Here is a 24663-nt window from a genome sequence, read left to right on the forward strand (position 1 = left end):
GTGGCAGTTTCGGGATACGTCATGCTGCTTCGTCAAGATCGCGGACCGGCAGGGTAGGTAAAACATGGGGTTCGGACTTTCGCGCGAGACGCTCAAGATTGCGGGCAAATGGGCGGCCTGGCTGTCGGCAGGTTGCCTGGCGTTTGTCCTCGCGGCGTACGCGGCCGCCCAGACCCCCTGGGCCAAGCGCCTCCTGGCCGATGCCGCCGTGGAGTACTGCGAGCGCGAGCTGGGCTGGAAGCTCGTACTGTCAACTCCGGAGGGGGCGTTGCCCTTCACCGTGAGGATCGCCTCGCTACGCATCGCCGACAAGGACGGGGAATGGCTGGCCGTCTCGGACACGGCCCTATCGCTCTCGCCCTGGCCCTTTGGCCGGGGGCTGGCCTCCCTCCGGCTGGCGGCCGGCCAGGCGGCCCTGCGCCGGACCCCTGTGCTGCCGCCGGACCGGGGGCCAGACCAGGGACCGGGCGAGCCCCCTTCGCCCCCGCTGGCCTTCCTGGACGCTCTGAAGCCCATCCCCGTGACCGCCGAGGTCCAGGTGGATGTGGACAGGCTGAGCCTGGGCGCCCAACTGGCCGGGCGGGCGCTCGCCGGGCGGGCCTCCTTGCACGCTCTGGCCGCGGGCGGAGCCGTGGACGCCGAGATATCCGCCGCGGTGTGGGAGAGCGGTGACGGCTCGTCCGCATCCGCGCCCACCAACATCGCATTCGAAAGCCGCCTTGATCCCGGCGCGCGAACCGCCCGGCTGAAGCTGTCGCTCACGGAGGGCCCGGGCGGCATGGCCGCCGCCCTGGCGGGACTCGCGCCCGACGTATCACTGGCGGCCTCCCTGAACGGCGAGGGCCCGCTGTCCGGCTGGCAGGCCAGGCTCGCGGCGCGGGCTGGCCAGGACGAAATCCTCTCCGGTACGCTCTCGGCGAATCTCGGCCGCAGCTCGACAGACGACGCCAGGCTGGGGCTCAACCTTGGCCTCAACCCCTTCTTTCTGCCTGTATCCGCCCGGCTCCGCGACGCGCTGGGCTCCCGGGTGGAGCTGGCCTTTGCGGGAGTGATGACCTCCGCCGGGCTCCAGGCGCCGCAATGGCGAGTCCTTGTGGAGGATTTGTCCGTCACAACCGAAAGCGCCAAGGCCGTCGTGCGCGGCGACAGCGGGCCCATGGGGCTGGCTCCGAGGCTGAACTTCGCGCTGAACGTCGCCGACCCGGCGGCGTTCGGCGTCACTGCCGGGGCGTTGGCCGTGGAAGGCGGCCTGGATGCTGACGTGGACCCTGGCGGACCGCTCGCGGCCGGACTCAGGCTCTCCTCACCTGACCTCGCCTCCGTTCTGGCTCCGTTTGGCGTCGGGCTCGGTGGAAAAACGGCCCTCGCAGCCAAGCTTACGGGCGATCTCCGCACGGAGGATTTCGTGGTGAGCCTGGATGCGGGGCTCACGGAGCTTGCGCCGCACACGGGGAGCAGGGAGGGCAAGGATGACCTGGGGCCAAAGCTCGCGGCGGCCCTGGGGCGCGAACTGAACCTGCGCGTGGAAGCGAGCCTCGCCGGGGGGAAACGCGTCACGCTCAAGGAGTTGCGTGTCGCCTCGCTGGCGCTGCGGGCCGAGGCGTCCGGCTCCTACGACCTGGCCGAGCGCACGGCGGATCTGCGGGCCACTGCCAACGCCCCGGAGCTCGCCGCGTTGGCCCCCCTGGCCGGGATGAAGCTTGGCGGCTCGGCCACGCTCACGGCCAAGGTCTCGGGAGTCACGGATGCTCCTCAGGTTAAGCTCGATGTGGAAGGCAAGGCGCTCGTCCTGGACAGCACGCGGCTCGACCAGGCCGCGCTGCGCCTCGAAGCCGCGCCCGCGAAGGACGGGGTGAGCGGGACATTCGAGCTGCGGGCGGACAAAGGCAAGGGCAGGCTGGCCGCGTCCACGGGCTTCCTCCTCGCGGGGCAGAGGCTTTCGCTGACAAATCTTCAGGCCACGGGTCCGGGGCTCACCCTCTCGGGCAACCTGGACGCCGCCCTGGAGCACAGGACCGCCTCGGGCAAGCTCAAGGCTTCGGCGGAGCTTGCCCCGCTGGGGGCATTCCTGAACAGGAAAATGGCTGGACGCGTGCTGGCCGACGCCTCCCTGGCTTCTTCAGGCCCGCGCCAGGACGCCGCCGCCCGCCTGAATGCCTCTGGTCTGGCCGCCGAGGGCCTTGGCTTGAAAAAGGCCGAGCTCTCCTGCTCCTTCACGGATGTTCTGCGCACGCCGCAAGGCGACCTGACGCTCGTCATGACCGGACTGACGGCCGCTGACGCGGCGGTGGAGAGCCTCCAGGCCGAAGCCCACGGCGGGGGGAGGATCGTCGATTTCAGCATCGCGGCCAAGGGTTCGCTCCCCGAGCGTTTCGAGATGGCCATGGGCGGGTCGTTTGCGCCCGCGCCGGGCGGGGGCACGCTCCGCCTTGACAAGCTCGAAGCCTCGGCCAGGGAGCTGAAGCTCGTTCTGACCCGGCCTGCCACCGCCGGCTTCGGCCCGGGCGTGCTGAACCTGGACGGGCTGCACCTCTCGCTGGCCGGGGCGGCCGTAACAGCGTCCGGCGCCCTCAAGCCCGGCAAGGTCGATTTTTCGGCGGACGTGGCCGCACTGCCCCTCAGCGTGCTGGAGAAAGCTGGGCTGCCCGCGTTGTCCGGCACGGCCTCGGCCGCGCTCCGGGTCAGCGGTACACCCTCGGCTCCACGAGTCTCAGCCGAAGTGAATATGGATCAGCTCTCGCTCAAGGGCGTTCAAGGACGGGACGTCCCGCCCGCGAAGCTGACCGCCGAAGCGCTCGTCGGGGGGGGACGCCTGGCCGCAACCTGCCGTGTTTCGGCCGGGCCCGGCGCGGCGTTCGAGTGCAAGGCCTCCCTGCCCGCCAGGCTGAGTCTCGACCCCTTCGTCTTCGCCGTCCCGCGCGACGCCGCCCTGGAGGCATCCCTGGCCGGCGACGTGGATTTGGGCCAATTGGCAGCCTTGAGCGGCGACGAGGCGCTCAGCCTCAAGGGCACGCTCAAGGCCGACTTCAGCGTCGCGGGCCGGCTTTCCGCCCCCCTGGTTTCAGGGCGGGCCACACTCGCGGGCGGTCAGGCGGACTACGTCACCACCGGGACGAGGCTGCGGGACATCTCCCTCGACCTGGAGGCCGAAGGCACGAAATTGGCCATCAAGACCTTTACGGCCCGTGACGCGGGGCAGGGCAGCCTTACGGTCTCCGGCAAGGCCGACCTCTACCCTCAGGGCGGCTTCCCTTTCGAAGCCTCGGTGGTGCTGGACAAGCTCACACCGGTGCGCATGGATATGGCCACGGCAATGCTCTCCGCCAAAGTTGCCGCCAAGGGCAATTCGGGCGGGGCCAAGGTCGCGGGCAGCGTGAACGTAGGCCCGGTGGAGGTGAACATCCCCGACCGCATCCCGCCGAGCGCCGTCCCCATCCCGGTGGAGATGGCCGGGCGCCCGGGCCCAGCGGGGGCCAAGCCCGCGGCGGCGTCCAAGCCGTACCCGGTGGACCTGGACGTGTCCGTGGACTTCCCCGGCAGAATATTCGTGCGGGGGATGGGGCTCGACTCCATGTGGGCCGGAAACCTGCGTGTGAAGGGAACGCCGGGCGAGCCCGAAATCGAAGGCGACATCCGCATCGTGAAGGGGCAACTGGACTTCTTCGGCAAGAATTTCGATCTCGCCCGTGGTGAGGTGACTTTTACCGGTACCAATCCTCCGGTGCCCATGCTCGACATGGAGGCCAAAACACAGGCGGGGGACATCACCGCCAGCATCCTCGTGAGCGGGAGCGCGACCCGTCCGAAGATCGAGTTCACCTCCGACCCGGCGGTGCCCCGCGACGAGATTCTGGCCAGGGTGCTCTTCGGGCAGAGCGTCTCCTCGCTGACCCCGCCGCAGGCCCTGCAATTGGCCCAGGCCGTGGCCTCCATGAGCGGGGCGGGCGGGTCACTGGACTTTCTGGGCGCGACGCGCAAACTGGCCGGGCTCGACTATCTGGGGGTCAAGTCCACGGGCAAGAGCCTCGGGCAGAGCACCGTGGCGGCGGGCAAGTACGTGGCCGATGGAGTCTACGTGGAGGCCAGCCAAGGCTTGGCGGGCAGCAGCGGGGCGGTCTCCGTGGAGGTTGACGTGACCAAGAACATCACCGTGGAGAGTAGGATTGGCCTGGATTCCAAAACGGGAGTGGGGGTCAACTGGAAATTCGATTACTGAGAAGGTGACCTGCTCGGCACTGTTCCAAGTATCCTGCCCCCGCTTTGGTGAGCGTTTGCGCCAACTGAATTTCCGTGGCTGACTCCGAGGAGGAGATCGGCCATGAAACGACGGAAATGGACCACAGAGCATAAGGCGCTCATCGTCCTCAAAGGGCTTCGAGGACGGCCAGTCGGTGGGCTGTGCAATGAGCACGGCATTCCCAGGCGCAGTATTACCGGTGGCGAGACCGGTTCCTGGGCAACGCCCGACTGGTGTTCGAGACAGCCAGTGTGGGCAAGCGTTCCCGGCGGCGTCGTAGCTTTAAGCCTTGGCCATGCCGCCGCTGCTGAAGGCCGTCCCTCCAACTGCGTGTTGCGGGAAACCCAGAAGTCAGGATAAATGATCAGGGTGGGCTTCCTGCTGTTGAAGGGAGTCTTTCGGGTGGTTTCGAAGTAGGCAATTCTGCAGATAAAGATAGATATTACTAGTAGTTGCCTGGGTTGAACAATCTCGCTCAGGTGGTTAAGAATACTCATGCGGACAAATGACAAATTCCACTGCCTTCGACTGCTGAAACGGAAATGGCTGACGGTTCTTCGCATCAAGAAAACGCCGAAGGAGATCGCTCTGGGCTTGGCGTTCGGTGTTTTCGTAGGCTTCATTCCAATCATACCGTTCCAATCCATCTGGGCCATAGGGCTGTGCTGGGTATTCGGGGGGAGCAAGTTGGCCGCCTTCGCCGGAGCATGGGTGTCGAACCCAGTGACGGTCCCGCCGCTCTTTGCGGCATTCTATTATGTCGGTAAACGCGCGTTCCCTGGCATAGACATCAATCCATTGAGTTTCTATACCAATCTGGATTGGTTCAGCACTGAGTTCATCTTCGATACAGGGTGGAAGATAGCCTTGATTCTCAACGCGGGCGGTGTGATAGTGGGTATACCTACTGCTGTGGTGTCCTATTTCGTCACATTGAATCTTGCCAGGCAATATCAGGCGCGAAAGATGAGGCGACAGTTGGATGCCAAAGGCCTATCCTAATATGCAGTCCCTCTCATGAAACGTGTCATGGGGGCCATGCCCTCGTGGCCACGCAACAAGGCATCGGAGTCATCCGCATGGACCAATTGAAGGGCCAGGCTTGGCATAGTCTCACGGCGGCCGAAGTCACCAGCCTGTTGGGCACCAACCCTGACCGGGGCTTGAGCCCGTCCGATATTCAGGCCCGCCTCAAAACGTTCGGAACCAATGCGCTGGAGCCACGAAAGGGCAAGTCGCCCCTGCGGCGTTTTTTGCTCCAGTTCCATCAGCCGCTCGTCTATATCCTGCTGGGCGCCGGAGCCGTCACGGCCCTTCTTGGCAGTCCGGTCGATTCGCTGGTCATCATTGGCGTCGTGTTGCTGAACGCCATAGTGGGCTATGTCCAGGAGGCGAAGGCCGTCGACGCCCTGGAGGCGTTGGCCAAGTCGATGAAGACCGAGGCCGTGGTGCTGCGGGAGGCGAAAACCCAGCGGATTTCCGCCGAGGAGCTGGTGCCTGGCGACGTGGTCATCCTGCGCTCTGGAGACAAGGTCCCTGCGGACTTGCGGCTGATCGCATCCAAGAACCTCATGACGGACGAATCCGCGCTGACCGGTGAATCGCTCCCGGTTGAGAAGGACCCCGGCGTCGTCCCCCTGGAGAGCGTTCTGGGAGACAGGCGGAACATGGCCTACGCCACGACGCTCGTCACCTACGGCCAGGCCCTCTGCCTGGTTGTCGCTACCGGGCAGGGCACGGAGGTGGGGAAGGTCTCGACGCTGGTGTCTGAAGCCGACGATCTGGCTACCCCTCTGACGCGAAAAATCGAGGCATTCAGCACTTTTCTGCTGTGGGCGATCCTGGGGCTCGCGGCGTTGACCTTCCTGGCGGGCGTCATCAGGGGGGAGCCGGCCGCCGAGATGTTCATGGCCTCGGTCGCGCTGGCGGTGGGGGCCATACCGGAAGGCTTGCCCGCCGCGGTGACGGTGATCCTCGCCATCGGCGTTTCCCGGATGGCGGCCAGAGGCGCGGTCGTGCGCAAACTGCCCGCCGTGGAGACTCTCGGCGGCGCGACGGTCATTTGCTCCGACAAGACTGGCACGCTCACCCAGAACCAGATGACCGTGACGGAAATATACTCCGGAGGAACGACACATCCGGTCAGCGGGTCCGGGTACGAGGCGGCCGGCGCCGTGGAGAACGCCGACCCGGCCGACAAGTCGTTGTCCGGCACGCTGCTGGCTGGCGTCCTCTGCAACGACACGCGGCTGGAGCCGGGCGAGGCCGGCCTGACCGTCATAGGCGACCCCACCGAGGCGGCGTTGCTGGTGGCCGCCGCCAAGGCGGGGTTCGATGCGCTGGTTTCGTCCGTGCTGCATCCGCGTCTGGACGCCTTGCCGTTCGAATCGCAGCATCAATACATGGCGACCCTTCACGGCCGGGAGGGGGAGGCCCCGATCGCTTTCGTCAAGGGCGCGGTGGAGATCGTGCTGGGCAGGGCGTCGTCGCAGGTGAATCCGGACGGATCCGTATCCACCCTCGAGGCAACGGCTGTAAAGGCGGAGGCCGAGCGCATGGCCGCCCAAGGGATGCGGGTGCTGGCCATTGCCAGGAAGATCATGCCCGCCGGGGTCCAGACGTTGCATCACGAGAACCTGTCGGAGGGCCTCGAATTCCTCGGCCTGCAGGGCATGATCGACCCGCCAAGGCCCGAGGCGATACAGGCCGTGGCCTCCTTCAAGAAGGCTGGCGTCCAGGTGAAGATGATCACGGGAGACCACGCCCTGACTGCGGCCGCGATCGGCGGCGTCTTCGGGTTGGGCGGCGATTCCTGCAGCAACCCCGCCACCTGCGACTATCTCACTGGGGCGCAGATGGCGAAGCTGTCTGACGCGGAGCTCGAAGAGAAGGCCCGCTCCATCGGCATATTCGCCCGCGTGGACCCGGATCAGAAGCTCCGGCTTGTGACGGCGCTCCAGAAGAGGGACGAGATCGTGGCCATGACAGGGGACGGGGTCAACGACGCTCCGGCGCTCCGCCAGGCCGACATCGGCGTGGCCATGGGGCGGGGCGGGACCGAGGCCGCCAAGGAGGCCGCGGACATCGTCCTCACCGACGACAACTTCGCGACGATCGAGGCCGCTGTGGAGGAGGGCAGGGGCGTCTACGACAACCTCTTGAAGTTCATCGTCTGGACCCTGCCCACGAACCTTGGCGAAGGGCTTGTCATCCTCGTGGCCGTGCTTCTGGGGGGAGCGTTGCCGATCCTGCCGGTGCAGATACTGTGGATCAACATGACGACCGCCGTGTTTCTCGGCATGACGCTCGCCTTCGAGCCCAAGGAGCCGGGACTCATGGACAGGCCCCCGCGCAAGGCCGACCATCCGATCCTCGACCGCGAGCTTTTCCAAAGAATCGTCCTGGTGGGCGGCATCCTGCTGCTTGCCGCCTTCGGGCTGTTCAAATGGGAGCTGGCCGCCAGCGGCAGCGAGGCTCAGGCCAGGACTGTGGCCGTGAACGTCTTCGTGATCGTCGAGACGTTTTACCTCTTCAACAGTCGCTCATTCAGGAGATCCCCTTTCGCCCTCGGCTTCTGGAGCAACCCCTGGGTTCTCGGGGGAACGGCGCTGATGATGGCGCTGCAGGCGTTGTTCACCTATGCTCCGGTCATGAACGTCATGTTCCATTCGGCGCCCGTCGGCCTTGCGAGTTGGGCCAAGGCCGGAGCCGTGGGGCTGATCGCCTATTTCGTGGTCGAAATCGACAAGGGCGTCCGGTTCAAGCGGCAACGGCAGGACGGCTTCCAGTCGGGCTTCAGAAGGTAGGGGGGAGTTCTCCAGTGCTGACGACCTCACGGTTCCACCTGCGCATGTGGCCCGTTTGGGTGTCGACCGGGGCGCTGCTGCTGCTCTGGCTGGGTTGCAAGTGGGCCTATGACGACTGGTTCGACGACGGGTACAAGTACGTCGCCAAGGCCGCCTCCCTGAGCGCCACGGCGTTGATGTGCTGGTGCGTCGTCCTTTCCGCCAGGTTCAGAGTCATGGAGGATCATTTCGGCGGCCTGGACAAGGTCTATCAGGTCCACAAGCGGCTCGGCAAAGCGCTCTGCCTGGTGATCGCGCTGCATCCCGCCTTCCTCGCGGCGCACAGGCTCCCGGATCCGGTGGCTTTTCTCTCCTATTTCACGCCGGCCTTGAATCCTGCCGACTCCTATTCACTCGGCCTGTACGCCGGGACCGCGGCGATGATCCTGCTGTACGCCCTGGTCGGGATATCGCTGCGGCTCTTCATGCGATACGACCAATGGAAGCGCCTGCATGAGCTTCTCGGGCCTGTGTTCGTGGTCGTCATGGTCCATGTGTATCTGGTCCATGCGGATGTGGCCCGCTACGCCCCCTTGCGCGTCACCTTCTGGGCCATGCTCCTGGTGTCTGCCGCGTCATGGGTGTACATCCGCTTTCTATACGGGCGGTTCGGCCCCCGCCATGCGTATGAGATCGAGCGGATCGAATCCATAGGCGAAGTCCGGGAGCTGACACTTCGCCCCCTGGGCAGCCCAATGAACTTCAAGGCCAGTCAGTTCGTCTACCTGGTGATCCGCAAGCCTTCCATTTCGCCGGAACCCCATCCGTATTCGATAGCCTCGGGCTACTCGCTCGACGGCCGTTTCAAGCTGGGCATCAAGGAGGCCGGTGACCACACGCGCTCGCTCGGCCGCCTCAAGGCCGGCGACAGGGCAGACGTGTACGGACCCTATGGGAGATTCAGCCAGCCCTTCTTCTCCAGAGGCATGGACTGCGTCTTCATCGGGGCGGGGATCGGCATAACCCCGTTCATCGGCATGTGGCATGTGGCACTGCATACTGAGGAGCGGTTGCGCTCGCTGGAGATGGACGCCTTGCTCAAGGCCCGGCACCCCGAGCTTTCCGGCGACTGGAAAGCTCCCAGGATCACTCTGTTTTACATCTGCAAGGACCGGACGGAAGCCAGCTTCGACGACGACATCCTGGCCCAGGTCGCCTCAAGCCCGTTCGGCGGCCAGGAATCCGCCAGGCGCGCAGGTTACGAGTACGTCCTGCATGAGAGCAGGCAATCGGGGCGCTTCGGCGTCGAGCACATCGAGAGGGCCGTCGGGGAGCGGTTTGCCGGGCGATTGTTCTTTCTGTGCGGCCCGACGACGATGATGGAGTCGCTCTGCTCCCAGTTGCTGAGGTGCGGCGTGTCGCCGCGCGACATCATCGTCGAGGATTTCAACCTTGTGTAATACTGCAGGCGCGTTGCAACCAGCAGGGGTGTCGATTCCTCCGGCGGGAGGTGCTGTTGACACGGAGAGTGGGCGCATTACTAGTCATGATGACGGATTGTTCGAACAACCTTTGAACCCAATTCAGGGTGAGCAAAGAAGGAGACATTGATCCGCTTAAGCGAGAACACTCACGCCACTCTCGATCTGACCATCACCTGGCAAGGCCCCGAGGCCCTGCATGAAGAACGCTATCTGCTGCGCAACGCCAACCCCTGGAGGGACATCTATCCTCCGGGCGTCAAGGAAGCCATCACCGGCCTTCGCCCCGGGGAAAAAGCCGCCTTCGACTACGCCCCAGGGGCTGTCATGCCTGACTGGGACGAGCGGTTGGTACGCTCCCTGCCGCGAAAATCATTCAAACCGCAGTCGGCTCAACACCGCGAGATACAACCGCAAGTCGGCCGTTTCTATCCCCAAGGCTTCTTTGAGGGGCTGCCTGGCGTGCTTCCCCAGAATATCCGGCCCGCCCGCGTCCTGGATGCGTCGCCGGACGGCCTCACCATTGACCTGAACCACCCCATGGCCGGCCGGTTCTTGCGCCTGGCGGTTGAGGTGGCCGACGTGCGCCCCAAACCCGGTGACACCGGCGGGGCGCTCAGCCACATCGTGGAGCGCGTCTGCGACTTCGGCCCGGGGATGCAGGCCTGCCTCCGTGACGGCAGGCCGACGATCTTTGAAGCCCCAGGGGCCCTGAGGCGAAAGGATGACGGCCCCGACGGCCTGTTCTACGCCTCGCCGAGGATGGTCAACCACGTGGACGCCCAGGCATCGGCGCATCTGGCGGGAATCCACGCAAGGTTTGTCGAGCCGGGGGCGCTGGTCCTCGATCTCATGTCGAGTTTCGCCACGCATCTGCCCTCCGGCCACCCCGCGCGCGTCGTGGGCCTGGGCCTCAACCGCGAGGAAATGGCCGCCAACCCCCGTCTCGTTGACCATGTCGTCCAGGACCTGAACGCGGACCCTCGGCTCCCCTTTGGGCCGGGCGCATTCGACGCGGTCCTGATCAGCCTGTCCCTCGAGTATCTGATCCAGCCAGCCGGGATCATCGCCGAGTGCGCCAGGGTCCTCAAACCCGGCGGCAGGCTGCTAGTCGGCTTTTCTGACCGTTATTTCCCGACCAAGGCCATAGCCGTGTGGAGCGAGCTTCACGAATTCGAGCGCGTGGGGTTCGTCAGCCAACTCATCAGCGAATCCAGGCTGTTCACAGAGCTTTCAACCCATTCCGTGCGCAATTGGTGGCGGCCGGTCGATGACCCGCATTTCCCCAAGCTGCTGACGAGCGACCCCGTCTTCGTGGTGGCCGGATCGCGCGTCGGCGGTGTTTAGCCCGGCGCCCGCAGATCCGCCTATCCGCGATGCTGGGGCAAAGCACGTTTCCTTGGGGGGCCTCCAGGCCAGGCGGTTGGCTGGGGGCTCGATCCGGTGTCGTGGCCGTTTCCGCGCGGCATGCAAGGAAAGGCTCGCGGCCGAACCTGTGTCCTTGTATATATTGGATCAAAATGGGATGATTTGTGTATCTCGCCCTGCAATCCGCCAATGACATGAGTGTTCGGGGGCCATGTCTAGGGATTGAAACAGCCGAACTGCTTTGGTCGAAATTGATAATTTGCGTGACGGTGTCTGCGCCGGTGTGCGCTGTACGGAATTGCTGCAGAGGCTGAGCGGATGGTGAGCGCTATGTTTTTATGGTGTTTTCAATGCTGCGTGCAGAGTGCAATGGAATTTGTGCATGGACTCTTGCGGCAAGATCACGCGTCTGCTACAGGATATGCTTAATAGGTATTCTCCCTGTAGAGATGATACCTTCAGACTCCCTGCTGTGCCGTCACCGGTGCGGGGCAGGGCGGCTGCGACAGCCACCCCGCCAATATCCACGAATTGTCAACCGATTCAGGAGGTGATTGAATGCGCTGTAAATCCATCATGCTCACGGCCTTGTTGGCGTGCTGTCTTTTTGTCTCTTCACCCGCTATGGCCCAGACGCCTCCCCCAGCCCAGGGCGGCATGCACGGTCAGCAGGCCCCAGCCGCCCAGGGGGGCATGCACGGCCACGGCGACATGGCCGGATCAGGCGACATGGCCTCCATGGACCCCGACGTCAAAGCCCACCCCTCCTGCCCGCTGTGCGGCATGAACCGGGGCAAGTTCGCCCATTCGCGCATGCTTCTTGAATTCGAGGACGGCTCCTCCTATGGGGCCTGCTCCCTGCACTGCGCCGTACTGGAAATGGCCGTGAGCCTGGACAAGGTTCCGGTCAAAATCCTGGTGGGCGATTACGGCACAAAGAAGCTCATCGACGCCGAGAAGGCCTATTGGGTCCTCGGCGGCGACCAGACGGGCGTGATGAGCAAGCGGGCCAAGTGGGCCTTTGCGGACAAGGCCGCCGCGGAAGCATACATCAAGGCGCACGGCGGCAAGCTGGCCGATTTCGACGCCGTGATCCAGGCCGCCTTCGAGGACATGGCCGCGGACACCAAAATGATCCGCGAGCGCCGCAAGATGATGAAGGCCAAGCAGGCTTCCTAATCGTCCAATGTCGCAGAAACGGGGCCAGGGTTGCCGCCCTGGCCCCCAGATTTGCGGGATTCTCTTCCCTCCCAGCTTGATCCAGGGCTGGCAGGCGGCTTTCCGGCCGTGCCTGCGCCATCCGGCCCGCCCATTCCCTTGCGGCGGGGAACATGCTATTGATTCAGGACAAGGCCGTTTTCCAGCATGTTCGTCTCCATCATGAACCACCAGGGCCCGTCCATGATCGCGTCCTTCTCCCGAATCCTCCGGTTGGCGGCATTGGCGGCAGTCCTGGCGCTGCTCGCCGCGCATGGCCGCGCGGAGGCCCAGGCGCAGCCGCAGAAGGCGGAGCCGCCTACCTCCCAGGCGTTTTCCTCCGCTCAGGAGCGCAGGCAGGTGCTGGTGCTGCACTCCTACCACAAGGGCCTGGCCTGGACCGACAGCGAGGACGCGGGCATCGGCTCGGTGCTCGAAGGCAAGCCGGGGCTGGAGGTGTTCACCGAATACATGGACGCCAAACGCTACGCCCAGCCCGCCGACAGCGAACGCCTGGCCACCTACTACGGCCGCAAGTACGCCAATTCCCGCTTCGACGTGATCATCGCTACCGACGACGACGCCTTCCAGTTCCTGCTGGCGCGGCGCGACACGCTGTTCCCCGGGGCGCAGGTGGTCTTCTGCGGGGTCAACTACTTCGACGAGGCCATGATCGCCCACAGCGCCGGGGCCTACACCGGCGTGGTGGAGGCCTACGACGTGCGCAGCACGTTGCGCGCGGCCCTCGCGCTGCACCCGGGCACCTACCGGCTGGTTGTCGTCAACGACCGCACCCCAACGGGGCAGGCCAACAAGAAGATATTGTCCGAAGTGCTGCCCGAGTTCGAGAAGAAGGTCAGCGTGGTCTACCTGGACGACCTGACCACCGACGAACTCCTGGCCAAGGTGCGCTCCCTGGCTCCGGGGGACATCGTCCTGCTCATGACCTTCAACCGGGACAAGGCCGGGCGCGTGCTGGACTACAATGAGTCCATCTCCCTGGTGGCGGGGCAGTCCAAGGTGCCCGTGTTCGGCGTGTGGGATTTCTATCTCGGGCGCGGCCTGACGGGCGGCATGATCACCAACGGGTTCGACCAGGGCCGTCTGGCTGCGCAGATGGCCATGCGCATCCTGGCGGGGGAGCGGGCGGGGAGCATCCCCGTGGTCAAGGAGAGCACCAACCGCTTCATGTTCGACTACGCCCAGCTCAAGCGCTTCGGCATCTCCCCCGAGTCGCTGCCGGAGGGCAGCACGGTCGTCAGCCGCCCCACCTCCTTCTACGAGGAGCACTCCGGCAAGGTGCTGGCCGTGGGCGTGGCCTTCCTGCTCATGTCCGGGATGCTGCTGGCGCTCTGGGTGAACATCCAGCGCCGCAAGCGCATCGAGGCAAGCCTGCGCGAGTCCGAGGAGAAGTTCGAGAAGATCTTCCGCCACAGCCCGGACTGGATCGCCATCATGCGGCTCTCCGACGGCACCTATCTGGACGTCAACGACGCTTTCGAGAAGATCACCGGCTTCACCCGCGCCGAGGTGCTGGGCAAGACCGCGCTTGACATCGGCATCTATTCCAACCCCAAGGAGCGTTACGAGCTCGATGAAGCCTTCCTGCGCATGGGCCGCACCCAGATACAGGAGCTGCAATACCGCCTGAAGTCCGGCGAGGTCATCACGGTCGAGCGGGCGGGCGAACTGGTGGAGATCAGCGGAGAGAAATGCATCATCTCCATCGTGCGCGACATCACCAGCAAGAAACAGGCGGAACTGGCCCTCATCGAGACGGAAAAGCAGAAGAAGCTGCGCGCGGACGCCGAGATCAAGATGCTCCAGGCGCAGATCAACCCCCATTTTCTGTTCAACGCCATCACCTCCATCATGTACTACATCCGTACGGACCCGGAGGTGGCCTACAACCTGCTCGTGAAGCTGGGGGATTTCTTCCGCAAGAACATCAAGCCCGGCGGCGCGAGCGTGCCCCTCTCCAAGGAGATAGACCACTGCGAGGACTACCTCTCCATCGAGCGCGCCCGCTTCGAGGAGAGGCTGCGCGTCAGCTACGACATCCATCCGGCCGCGCTGGACTGCCCCGTGCCGCCGCTGATCCTCCAGCCCCTGGTGGAAAACGCCCTGCGCCACGGCATCATGCCCAAGGAGGAGGGCGGTGAGATCGTCATCGGGGCACACCCCGAAGGCGGTGTCATCCGCATCTTCGTGCGCGACGACGGCGTGGGCATGGATGCGGCCACCGTCGCCTCCCTGCTGGACGAGAGCGGCGGCGCTCCCCCGCGCAGGGGCACCGGTCTGGCCCTGCGCAACGTCAACGCGCGTCTGGTGGCCATCCACGGCGCGCAACACGGCCTGAAGATCGAGAGCGCGCCGGGCGAGGGCACCACCATCTCCTTCACCATCCCGACCATCGTTCCGGTGACGCCGCAATGAACGTGTTCATCATCGACGACGAAGGCCCGGTGCGGCGCGAGTTGCGCTACCTGCTGGGGCGCATCGAGGACGTGACCGTGGTGGGGGAGGCGGCCAACGGCACGGCTGCCATGCAGGAGCTGCGCACCCTGCAGCCCGACATGGTGTTCCTGGACATCCAGATGCCGGGGCTCTCCGGCGTGGAGCTCTCCTACCTGTTCGACGACCTGCCCCGGAAGCCGCTGCTCGTGTTCGTGACCGCCTACGAGGAGCACGCCGTGCAGGCCTTCGAGCTGGACGCCCTGGACTACATCCTCAAGCCCTTCACGCTGGACAGGCTGCGCAAGAGCATCGACAAGGCCCGGCGCTATCTGCGCCTGGACGAAGGCCAGCCAAGCCAGCCCGCGCCCGCCGCGGCTCCGCAGCAATTGGAGAAGCGCATCCCGCTCTACGACGGCGAGCGCATCGTGCCCACGCACCCCAGGCACATCTTCTACGTCTCCAGCGACGAGGGGCGCATCACCGTGCACGCCGTTCACGGCCGCTACACGGCCAAGGCCACCATCGCCGAGTTGGAGGAGCGTCTGGCCCCGCACGGCTTCTTCCGCGCCCACCGCAGCCACCTGGTGAACCTGAACCACGTGGCGGAGATCATTCCCTGGTCCGGCGGCAGCTACAAGCTGATTATGAGCGACAAGGAACGCTCGGAGATTCTGGTCAGCCGCTACAACGCCAAGGACCTCAAAGCCCACTTCGACCTGTAGCCGCGCGGCGGGGAACGCCTCCGGCGGCCAGAGAGGGCGCTGCCCTGTCTGGACTCTCCCGCCAAAGGAACTTCGTTCCTTTGGAATCCTTCATTGCTTCGCTTTGGTCGCTGCCGCCGCAGCCTGCGCACGCCCTCCTGGTCATCATCAGGGCGCGAAACCTCATCCATTGGTCCAGATATTCGGTCCGTTCAGCCCGAAATATGCTCCATTGGGGCGGCCATATTTTGTAACATACTGTAATTGTTGTAAGCAATACGCCGGTTGGCTGTTCAGGCCGCAGCAAAGCCTTGCGCTGCCTCGCCTGATGCCCTTTGGGACGCGGATGCCCACCATTCATCCTCTCTTGAAGCTGTTTGAAATTTATTTTGGCAAAATCTCGCAAGGGTGACTAATTTCGCTCCACGGGCCGCACCGCGTGCGGCATGCTTGCAACGGGCAGCGCACTCGCAGCCCTTAATCGAGGAGGACCGAAGCATGTTCGATCTGTTCAAAGCCAAGGCCGAAGCGGTCAGCGCCGAAGTGCACCGCTTCGCCACCAAAAAAGAGGGCCTGGATTTCATCCGTCAACTCATGGGCACGGAGGGCATCGCGGACGAGCCCCAGTCCTACGCGGTGTGGACGGACTGCCCCTTCCTGGAGGGTGTCGACCGCGACGAGTTGGTGAAGGAGTTCCCTGGTCTGAAGTTCAACGTGACCCGCACCTTCGCCGAGCAGTCCAAGATCGGCATCACCCAGATGCACTGGGGCTTGGCCAACACGGGCTCCGTGTGCCAGAACTCCACCCCGGCCGAAGAGCGCCTGGCCTCCTCGCTGTCCTGGATCCACGTGGCCATCATCGGCACCGACCAGATCCTGCCGGACATGCCCGCTCTGCTCGAAAAGGTCGACCCCAAGGACTGCGCCTACCTGGCCATCATTTCCGGCCCCAGCCGCACGGCCGACATCGAACGCGTTCTGACCATCGGCGTGCATGGGCCGCAGCGGCTCGTGGTGGTCTGCATCGACGACCTGGGAGGGACCAACTAATGTCCACATTCAAAGATTCGGTCGACAAGGCTCTCAATAATCCCAATCTGGGCGGCGCTCTGGGCCGCTTCTCAGAGGCGTACGCCGTCGCCCGCCTCAAGGCCTACGAGGGCATCGACATCGAAGCCCTGCGCAACCGCGTGGCCGCCATCAAGGGCTACGCCGCCGAGCATATGGAAGAGCTGGCCGAGCAGTTCACCAAGATGGCCACCGCTCGCGGGGCCAAGGTGTTCCGCGCCCGCAGCCCGCAGGAGGCCAAGGAGTACATCGCCAACCTCTGCCGCGAGAAGGGCGTCAAGAAGATCGTCAAATCCAAGTCCATGGCTTCGGAGGAGATTCACCTCAACGAGCACCTGCAGCAGCAGGGCCTGACCGTCAACGAGACGGACCTGGGCGAGTGGATCATCCAGCTGGCCGGGCAAAAACCCTCGCACATGGTCATGCCCGCCATCCACATGACTCGCGACGAGGTGGCCGACCTGTTCAGCAAGGAGGTCCACGAGCGCCTGTCCAACGACATCCCCCGCCTGGTCAAGGTGGCCCGCAAGGAGCTGCGCTCCAAGTTCCTGGAAGCCGACATGGGCATCTCAGGCGGCAACATGGCCATCGCCGAGACCGGCACCATCGCCCTGGTCACCAACGAGGGCAACGCCCGCCTGACCACCTCCCTGCCCAAGATCCACGTGGCCCTGGTGGGCCTGGAGAAGCTGGTGCCCACCTGGGCCGACGCCGCCCCCATCCTGGTTGCCCTGCCCAAGAGCGCCACCAGCCAGCTGCTCACCAGCTACGTGAGCCTGATCACCGGCCCCACGCCCAACGACGACGGCACCATGAAGGAGATGCACATCGTCCTCATGGACAACCGCCGCTCCGAGATGGCCGCCGACCCCGTGTTCAAGCAGGCCCTGCAGTGCATCCGCTGCGCCTCCTGCCTGAACGTGTGCCCCGTGTACCGCCTTGTGGGCGGCCACGTGTTCGGCCACATCTACACCGGCGGCATCGGCACCATCCTGACCGCCTGGTTCGACGAACTCAAGAAGAGCGAGGACATCCAGGGCCTGTGCATTCAGTGCGGCAAGTGCAAGGAAGTCTGCCCCGGCAAGATCGACATCCCCGCGTTGATCCTGGAGATCCGGCGCAGGCTGGTGCAGGAGCAGGGCCAGACCGTCACCCAGAAGGCCATCTTCTCCGTGGTGAACAACCGTCACCTGTTCCACGGCATGCTGCGCGCGGCTTCCAAGGCTGGCAAGTTCATGGCCAAGGACGGCTTCATCCGCCATCTGCCCATGTTCCTCTCCGAACTGTCGGAGTTCCGCAGCCTGCCCGCCATCGCGGACAAGCCCTTCCGCGACGTGTTCGACACCATCAAGCAGCCCGTGCTGCCCGGCAAGGTGGCCTTCTACGCCGGCTGCCTCATCGACTTCGCCTACCCCGAGATGGGCGAGAAGCTGGTGAAAATCCTGAACAAGGCCGGCTACAACGTCACCTTCCCCAAGGGCCAGACCTGCTGCGGCGCTCCCGCCCGCTACAACGGCGCCTACGAGGTTGCCGCGGGCAACGCCACGGACAACATCAACGCCCTGCTCGAGAAGGACGTGGATTACGTCATCTCGGCCTGCCCCACCTGCACCTGCGCTCTCAAGCACGAGTTCATCGAGGTCTACGAGAACCTGGGACAGCGCGACAAGCTGCCCAAGGCCCGCCGGCTGGCCACCAAGACCATGGACTTCTCCACCTTCGTCAAGCAGTTGGTGGACGAGGGCAAGCTGAGCTTCAAGGAAGGCGCCGAGTTGGGCAAGGTCACCTACCACGACTCCTGTCACCTCAAGCGCACCCTGCACGCCGAGAAGGAGCCGCGCCAGCTGCTGACCCAGGCGGGCTACGAGATCAACGAGATGTTCGAGTGCGACACCTGCTGCGGCATGGGCGGCTCCTACTCGATCAAGTTCCCTGAGATCTCCAAGCCGATCCTGACCCGCAAGCTCACCAACATCAAGGCCACCGATTGCAAGACCGTGGCCATGGACTGCCCCGGCTGCGTCATGCAGATCCGCGGCGGCTTCGACAAGGAAGGCTCCAAGATCAAGGTGAAGCACACCTTGGAGCTGCTTGCCGACGCCCTGAAATAGTACGTTGTTCCGGGGGCGGCTTGGAGCCGCCTCCGGGTTCTCCCCGGTCGGGCGGCCCTTGCGCGGGAATGTTTCCCACGCAAGGGCCGTCTCTATTCACGCTTGGGTGCCGCCGGAGAGGCCCGTAGGAGGGCGTCAGTCCCGGCGCGCACCCCGTTTCGGTTTCAGGTTTTGGCCAGGCCGGGAAGAGGCCCGTTTCCATCCTCACAGCGCTCTGCACGGGACTCTCTCCACTGCAGGATCAGCCGGTCAGGAAGATTCCCATTGACCGCCGTCTGTCGTCTGGATAGTTGTATGCGCAAGCAAGTGAGGGCGCATGGATTCAGACCGCCTTTTGAACAACTGCCTGTACTTCACGGCCAACACCCTGGCCCGAGCCATTACCCGGCTCGGGGAGGAGTGCTTCAAGCCGCTGGGGCTGTCGCCATCCCAGGCGTTCCTCATCATGCTGGCGCTGGAGAATCCCGGGATATCCTCCGGGGAGTTGGCGGGCTGCCTGAACCTGGCGCCATCCACGGTCACGCGGCTGGCGGACGCCCTGGTGGCCAGGGGGCTCATCGAGCGCCGCACGCAGGGCAAGAGCGCCAGCATCCACCCCACGGATCAGGCCAGGGAGTTGGCCCCGAAGATCGCGGCGGCCTGGAAGGGCCTGCACCGGGCCTACTCAGAGGTGCTTGGGGAACAGGGCGGTCAGGAGCTGACCCAGTCCATCCACAAGGCCGCGAAGAAGCTCGGAGAGCGGTGAGATCATGCGGGAACATGAAAAGCCGCGTTATTTGTCGGGCCGTAAAATTTGCTTGCGCAAGCAACTGTTGCCACACGGGAGCGCATTCCTTCAACACCTAGACCAGAACGGAGCAGGACGATGAAACGCAAACTCGGTCCAGCCAACGCCATGTACCCTTCGCTGACAACCATCGTGGGCACCGTGGTGGACGGGCGCCCCAACTTTCTGGCCATCGCCCATGTGGGCATCATGAATCACGGCCAGCCCCAGTACATCTCCATCGGGGTGAACCGGGCCCATTATTCCGTGCGGGGCATCCACGAGAACAAGACCTTCAGCGTGTGCATTCCCTCGGAGGACATGGTCAAGGAGACGGACTACGTGGGCATCGTCTCGGGCAAGAACACGGACAAGTCCACGCTGTTCGAAATCTTCAACGGCGAATTGCAGGGCGCGCCCATGATCGCCCAGTGCCCCGTGTGCATGGAGTGCAGGCTGGACCGGGTGGTGGATTTCAGGACACACGACGTTTTCGTGGGCGAGATCGTGGCCACCTATGCGGACGAGGCCGTGCTCAAGGAGGGCAAGATCGACATCGCGGCACTCAGGCCTCTGCTCTTCGACATGACCAGCGTGAAGTACTGGTCCCTAGGGGGGGAGGTCGCTCCGTGCTGGAAGGTCGGGAAGGAGCTCAAGCAGGGCGGAAGGAAATCCTGAAGGCAGGTGGAGGAAAAAATACCGGCGGGGGCTTCCGGATGCCCCCGCCGGTGAAGAAATCGGCGCCGGAAGGCTGAACCCTATTTCTTCTTGGCCTTGGGGGCCTTCGCGGCAGCCTTGGCAGGCGCGGGGCCGGGGTAGTTCATAACCAGGCCGCCCATCTTCATGCACTCGTCCAGGGTGGCGGTCATGATCTTTTTGTCGCCCATGGTGCATTCCCACTTCTTGGCGGCTTCCTTTTTGGGGGCCTTCTTTCCGGCGGCCAGGGCGGCGCCGGCGGGCAGGGTCATGGCCATGACCAGGCAAGCAACAAGCAATTTCTTCATGAGAAAAGCTCCTCTCGAAAGGTTTTCAGTATTTTAGCGCATGAATCGGCCCACCTCAAGTGGTTTCATTAAATTCTGGTCATCTTTCAAATCGGAAAGGTTTGGTCCCTGAAATACAGCGAGCGCGCCTGCAAACCCGCTGTTGGAGCGCCTTCACGGATGGGAGAAGGGCTGGGGCCGCACGGTGTACGTCCCTTCCTTGGCTTTGAAGTAGGCCTCCAGGGCCTGCATGATGAGCACCTGCGCGGAGAAGCTCGTCTCCTTCGCCGGGGTTCGCAGGGAGGAGCCGACGAAGCGGATCAGTTCATCCTCTGAGAGGCTTTCCTGCTGGGCGTAGAGAGTGCCTTCGAAGCTGTCGTACACACCCAGGATATCGCCCCTGGCCGCGTTGTTCTTCGAGCATTCACCGGAATCCAGCTGCTCCAGGAGTTGCAGCGGGGTCACGAACTTGGCGCTGGCGGGAGTGGCGGCCAACAGCAGGCAGAGCAGGGCGCAGGCATACATCTTCACGGTCATCCCCCGGCGGCGTTTGCCGCTCTGTGATACTAGCGATAACTGAACGTGCCTGGAACAACCGGTTGAGGTGCATAAAAGAAGAGCGGGGGGAGAGGGCATTTCCCCCCGCTCGGTAGGACCGGCCGGTGTGTGGGCAGCGTGGATAGACTCGCGACGGGTAGGGCGGGGTTGTGGTGGGGCGATGCCACGAGTCTTGTTCCAGCCGGTCCCGGGGCGACAGCGTTGCGCTGTGCGGGGCATCCTGCCGGGATGGGCGGCAGGAATCTCGGGAAATATGCACCCCGGGCGGCCTTGCGGCCGCCCGGGGCGGATTATGGGTGTGGGTTATTTGCCAGCGCGGCCGTCGTCGCAGGGCTCACCGTCGCCGCCGGTATGCTCGGCGGTGGAGCTCAGGGTGCAGCCTTCGAAGCCGGTGGCCACGGCGGCGGCGTCGGCAGCCTTGGCGGCCTCGATGCCGGAGTCGACGCCAGCCAGGGAGCAGAGCTGGACCCAGCGGTCGATCACGTCGCTTTCAAGGGTGGCGCGCAGCTGCTTGGCGGTGTCGGGGATCATCTTGTCCAGGGCGGCGAAGCGGTTCTCGCCCATGATGAAGTCCGCGACGGTGCCGTCGGGGGTCTTGGAGTCGATGGTCAGGGGGTTCTTGCCCTCGGCCTTCAGCATGGGGTTGTAGCGGAAGATGGGCCAGTAGCCGGAGGCGGTGGCCAGGCGCTCTTCTTCCTGGGTCTTGCCCATGCCGCGCTTGATGCCCTGGTTGATGCAGGGGGCGTAGGCGATGATGATGGAGGGGCCGGCGTAGGCTTCGGCTTCGGCGAAGGCCTTCATCAGCTGCTGCTTGTTGTAGCCCATGGACACGGAGGCCACGTAGACGTTGCCGTAGGTCATGGCGATGCGGGCAAGGTCCTTCTTGCGGGTCCGCTTGCCGGCGGCGGCGAACTTGGCGATGGCGCCCGTGGGGGTGGCCTTGGAGGCCTGGCCGCCGGTGTTGGAGTACACTTCGGTATCCATCACCAGGATGTTGACGTCCTCGCCGGAGGCGATGACGTGGTCCAGGCCGCCGAAGCCGATGTCGTAGGCCCAGCCGTCGCCGCCGAAGCACCACACGGACTTCTTGACCAGCATGTCGGCGTCAGCCTCGATGGCCTTCAGAGCGGCGGACTTGTCGGAGCAGGAGGCCAGCAGGCACTTGATCTGCTTGGCGAACAGGGCGGACTTGTCGGCGTCCATGTAGCCGTCCAGCCAGCCGGTGAAGGCGACCTTCAGGTCGTCGGACAGGGGCTCGGCCAGGGCGGCGACGATGTTGCTCTTGAGCAGCTCGCGGCGCTGGGCCACGGCGAAGCCGATGCCGAAGCCGAACTCGGCGCAGTCCTCGAACAGGGAGTTGCCCCAGGCGGGACCGTGGCCGTTCTTGTTGGCGCAGTAGGGGGTGGTGGGGGCGGAGCCGGCCCAGATGGAGGAGCAGCCCGTGGCGTTGGCGATGATCATGCGCTCGCCGAACATCTGGGTCAGCACGCGCACGTAGGGGGTCTCGCCGCAGCCGGAGCAGGCGCCTGAGAACTCCATCAGCGGGGTCTGGAACTGGGAGCCCTTCACGGAGGAGCGGCTCATCAGGTCGTCCTTGGGAGCCAGGGTCTCGCAGAACTGGAAGTTGGGCACTTCAGCGGCGGTCTGGGTCTCGATGGCGACCATCTCCAGGGCCTTCTTCTTGGAGGGGCAGATGTCCGCGCAGTTGCCGCAGCCGTAGCAGTCCAGGGTGTTGATCTGGATGCGGAAGCCCAGGCCCTTGAGCTCCTTGCCGGTGGCGGGCAGGGTCTCGAAGGTGGCGGGGGCGCGCATCTTCTCCTCATCGTTCACCAGGGCGGAGACGATGGCGGAGTGGGGGCAGACGAAGGCGCACTGGTTGCACTGGATGCAGTTTTCCTTGATCCACACGGGCACGTTGATGGCGACGCCGCGCTTCTCGAAGCGGGAGGTGCCGACCGGGGTCACGCCCGCGGGGTCGAACAGGGAGACGGGCAGGGCGTCGCCCTTCTGGGCCAGCACGGGGCGGGCGACCTTGGTGATGTAGTCGGGAGCGGTCTCGGCGCTCTTGGCGGCGTCGGCGGCGTCAGCCCAGGAGGCGGGGTACTTCACTTCCTCCAGGTTGGCCACGCACTGGTCCACGGCGTCGATGTTCATCTGGACGATCTTCTCGCCCTTGCGGCCGTAGGCCTTCTGGATGGACTTCTTGAGCAGCTCCACGGCCTTCTCGAAGGGCAGCACGCCCGAGAGCTTGAAGAAGGCGGTCTGCATGATCATGTTGATGCGGCCGCCCAGGCCCACGGACTGCGCGATCTTGACCGCGTCGATGTTGTAGAACTTCAGCTTCTTGGCCACCACGGCGCGCTTGAAGGCGGCGGGCAGCTGGGCTTCCATGTCGGCCAGGGTCCAGTTGGAGTTCAGCACGAAGGTGCCGCCTTCCTTGATGCCCTCGAGCACGTCGTAGAGCTGGACGTAGTTGGCCTTGTGCACGGCCACGTAGTCGGCCGCGTTCACCAGGTAGGTTGAACGGATCGGCGAGGAGCCGAAGCGCAGGTGGGACACGGTGATGCCGCCGGACTTCTTGGAGTCATAGGAGAAGTAGCCCTGGGCGTACATGTCGGTGTTGTCACCGATGATCTTGATGGCTTCCTTGTTCGCGCCGACGGTGCCGTCGGAGCCCAGGCCCCAGAACTTGCACTGCACGGTGCCGGCGGGGGTGGTGTCGGCGAAGGCGGGCACGTCCAGGGAGATGCGGCTCACGTCGTCGTTGATGCCGACGGTGAAGCGCTTCTTTTTGCCGGCGGCCATGTTGTCGAACACGGCCTTGATCATGGCCGGGGTGAACTCCTTGGAGCCCAGGCCGTAGCGGCCGCCCAGCAGCAGGGCGTCGTTGCCGGCGTCGCGCAGGGTGGTGGAGACGTCGAGGTAGAGGGGCTCGTACAGAGAGCCGGGCTCCTTGGTGCGGTCGAGCACGGTGATGGTCTTGGCGCTCTTGGGCAGCACTTCCAGGAAGGCCTCGGCGTTCCAGGGGCGGTACAGGCGCACGGTGACCAGGCCGATCTTCTCGCCCTTGCAGGCGTCGATCACTTCCTTGATGGCCTCGCAGGAGGAGCCCATGGCCACGACGACGCGGTCGGCGTCGGGGGCGCCATAGTACTCGAACAGGCCGTAGCTCCGGCCGGTGGCGGCGGAGACCTTCTTCATGACCTGCTTCACGATGCCGGGCACGGCCTCGTAGTACTTGTTGGCGGCTTCACGGCCCTGGAAGTAGATGTCGGGGTTCTGGGCGGTGCCGCGAACCTGGGGGTGCTCGGGGTTCATGGAGCGGGCGCGGAACTCGGCGACCTTCTCCTGGTTCACCATCTTGCCGATCTCCTCGACGGGCAGCACTTCGATCTTCTGCACTTCGTGGGAGGTGCGGAAGCCGTCGAAGAAGTGCAGGAAGGGCACGCTGGACTCGATGGCGGCGAGGTGCGCCACCAGGGCCATGTCGTGGGCTTCCTGGACGGAGCAGCCGGCCAGCATGGCGAAGCCGGTCTGGCGGCAGGCCATGACGTCCTGGTGGTCGCCGAAGATGGAGAGGGCGTGGGCGGCGACGGCGCGGGCGGACACGTGGAACACGCCGGGCAGCAGCTCGCCGGAGATCTTGTACATGTTGGGGATCATCAGCAGCAGGCCCTGCGAGCAGGTGTAGGTGCTGGTGAGCGCGCCGGCGGCCAGGCAGCCGTGCACGGCGCCGGCGGCGCCGGCCTCGGACTGCATCTCACGAACGGAGACCTTCTGGCCGAAGATGTTCTTCATTCCCTGGGAGGCCCAATCGTCCACCATTTCGCCCATGTTGGAGGAGGGCGTGATGGGGTAGATGGCCGCACACTCGGACAGGGCGTAGGCCACCCACGAGGTGGCGGTGTTGCCGTCCACGGTTTTGATGATTTTCTGTGCCATTACTCGTTC

At 64.7% G+C, this 24663-nt stretch carries 15 protein-coding genes; 12 read left to right on the top strand and 3 right to left on the bottom strand.

Translation table 11 applies throughout. From position 1 onward, the window contains the following. Window positions 1-64 precede the first annotated feature (64 nt). From MLE18_RS07960 to MLE18_RS08015, 12 genes are all read left to right on the top strand, one after another. Window positions 65-4216, top strand: a complete 4152-nt coding sequence (locus MLE18_RS07960) for a translocation/assembly module TamB domain-containing protein (RefSeq protein WP_243438256.1) — start codon at window positions 65-67, stop codon at window positions 4214-4216. Window positions 4217-4732: 516 nt separating this feature from the next. Beyond that, a complete protein-coding gene (locus MLE18_RS07965; protein ID WP_243438257.1) occupies window positions 4733-5239 on the top strand; it encodes a DUF2062 domain-containing protein in 507 nt (168 codons plus the stop codon). A 77-nt stretch (window positions 5240-5316) separates the two neighbouring features. Further along, a complete protein-coding gene (locus MLE18_RS07970; RefSeq protein WP_243438258.1) occupies window positions 5317-8043 on the top strand; it encodes a cation-transporting P-type ATPase in 2727 nt (908 codons plus the stop codon). A gap of 14 nt (window positions 8044-8057) precedes the next feature. Next, window positions 8058-9482 (top strand): ferredoxin reductase family protein, encoded by a 1425-nt coding sequence (locus MLE18_RS07975; protein ID WP_243438259.1) that lies wholly within the window; start codon window positions 8058-8060, stop codon window positions 9480-9482. Window positions 9483-9629: 147 nt separating this feature from the next. Beyond that, entirely contained in the window at window positions 9630-10850 is a 1221-nt protein-coding gene (locus MLE18_RS07980; RefSeq protein WP_243438260.1) for a methyltransferase domain-containing protein, read from the top strand. Window positions 10851-11429: 579 nt separating this feature from the next. Then, window positions 11430-12050: a nitrous oxide reductase accessory protein NosL gene (locus MLE18_RS07985; protein ID WP_243438261.1), complete on the top strand. Its 621-nt coding sequence runs from the start codon at window positions 11430-11432 to the stop codon at window positions 12048-12050. A gap of 186 nt (window positions 12051-12236) precedes the next feature. After that, window positions 12237-14504, top strand: a complete 2268-nt coding sequence (locus MLE18_RS07990) for an ABC transporter substrate binding protein (protein WP_243438262.1) — start codon at window positions 12237-12239, stop codon at window positions 14502-14504. Then, a complete protein-coding gene (locus MLE18_RS07995; protein WP_243438263.1) occupies window positions 14501-15247 on the top strand; it encodes a LytR/AlgR family response regulator transcription factor in 747 nt (248 codons plus the stop codon). The genes MLE18_RS07990 and MLE18_RS07995 overlap by 4 nt, the downstream gene beginning before the upstream one ends. 477 nt (window positions 15248-15724) lie before the next feature. Further along, window positions 15725-16276, top strand: a complete 552-nt coding sequence (locus tag MLE18_RS08000) for a LutC/YkgG family protein (RefSeq protein WP_243438264.1) — start codon at window positions 15725-15727, stop codon at window positions 16274-16276. Further along, a complete protein-coding gene (gene ldhH, locus MLE18_RS08005) occupies window positions 16276-18405 on the top strand; it encodes an L-lactate dehydrogenase (quinone) large subunit LdhH (protein WP_243438265.1) in 2130 nt (709 codons plus the stop codon). The genes MLE18_RS08000 and ldhH overlap by 1 nt, the downstream gene beginning before the upstream one ends. 316 nt (window positions 18406-18721) lie before the next feature. Then, a complete protein-coding gene (locus MLE18_RS08010; RefSeq protein ID WP_243438266.1) occupies window positions 18722-19150 on the top strand; it encodes a MarR family winged helix-turn-helix transcriptional regulator in 429 nt (142 codons plus the stop codon). A 120-nt stretch (window positions 19151-19270) separates the two neighbouring features. Then, a complete protein-coding gene (locus MLE18_RS08015; RefSeq protein WP_243438267.1) occupies window positions 19271-19849 on the top strand; it encodes a flavin reductase family protein in 579 nt (192 codons plus the stop codon). Between the two features lie 80 nt (window positions 19850-19929). Here the strand turns inward: MLE18_RS08015 and MLE18_RS08020 are convergent, their stop codons facing one another. The 3 genes from MLE18_RS08020 to nifJ form a co-directional block, all read right to left on the bottom strand. Then, window positions 19930-20175, bottom strand: a complete 246-nt coding sequence (locus MLE18_RS08020) for a hypothetical protein (protein ID WP_243438268.1) — start codon at window positions 20173-20175, stop codon at window positions 19930-19932. A 153-nt stretch (window positions 20176-20328) separates the two neighbouring features. After that, a complete protein-coding gene (locus MLE18_RS08025) occupies window positions 20329-20685 on the bottom strand; it encodes a hypothetical protein (RefSeq protein ID WP_243438269.1) in 357 nt (118 codons plus the stop codon). A gap of 330 nt (window positions 20686-21015) precedes the next feature. Next, window positions 21016-24654: a pyruvate:ferredoxin (flavodoxin) oxidoreductase gene (nifJ, locus tag MLE18_RS08030; protein ID WP_243438270.1), complete on the bottom strand. Its 3639-nt coding sequence runs from the start codon at window positions 24652-24654 to the stop codon at window positions 21016-21018. Window positions 24655-24663: the final 9 nt, after the last annotated feature.

The sequence above is a fragment of the Fundidesulfovibrio soli genome, assembly GCF_022808695.1.
GTDB classification, from domain to species: domain Bacteria; phylum Desulfobacterota; class Desulfovibrionia; order Desulfovibrionales; family Desulfovibrionaceae; genus Fundidesulfovibrio; species Fundidesulfovibrio soli.

Coding starts and splice junctions, on each gene's coding strand:
- MLE18_RS08010 (WP_243438266.1), top strand. CDS start 18,722: ATGGATTCAGACCGCCTTTTGAACAACTGCCTGTACTTCACGGCCAAC.
- MLE18_RS07985 (WP_243438261.1), top strand. CDS start 11,430: ATGCGCTGTAAATCCATCATGCTCACGGCCTTGTTGGCGTGCTGTCTT.
- MLE18_RS08000 (WP_243438264.1), top strand. CDS start 15,725: ATGTTCGATCTGTTCAAAGCCAAGGCCGAAGCGGTCAGCGCCGAAGTG.
- MLE18_RS07990 (WP_243438262.1), top strand. CDS start 12,237: ATGTTCGTCTCCATCATGAACCACCAGGGCCCGTCCATGATCGCGTCC.
- MLE18_RS07965 (WP_243438257.1), top strand. CDS start 4,733: ATGCGGACAAATGACAAATTCCACTGCCTTCGACTGCTGAAACGGAAA.
- MLE18_RS08020 (WP_243438268.1), bottom strand. CDS start 20,175: ATGAAGAAATTGCTTGTTGCTTGCCTGGTCATGGCCATGACCCTGCCC.
- MLE18_RS07995 (WP_243438263.1), top strand. CDS start 14,501: ATGAACGTGTTCATCATCGACGACGAAGGCCCGGTGCGGCGCGAGTTG.
- nifJ (WP_243438270.1), bottom strand. CDS start 24,654: ATGGCACAGAAAATCATCAAAACCGTGGACGGCAACACCGCCACCTCG.
- ldhH (WP_243438265.1), top strand. CDS start 16,276: ATGTCCACATTCAAAGATTCGGTCGACAAGGCTCTCAATAATCCCAAT.
- MLE18_RS08015 (WP_243438267.1), top strand. CDS start 19,271: ATGAAACGCAAACTCGGTCCAGCCAACGCCATGTACCCTTCGCTGACA.
- MLE18_RS07960 (WP_243438256.1), top strand. CDS start 65: ATGGGGTTCGGACTTTCGCGCGAGACGCTCAAGATTGCGGGCAAATGG.
- MLE18_RS07970 (WP_243438258.1), top strand. CDS start 5,317: ATGGACCAATTGAAGGGCCAGGCTTGGCATAGTCTCACGGCGGCCGAA.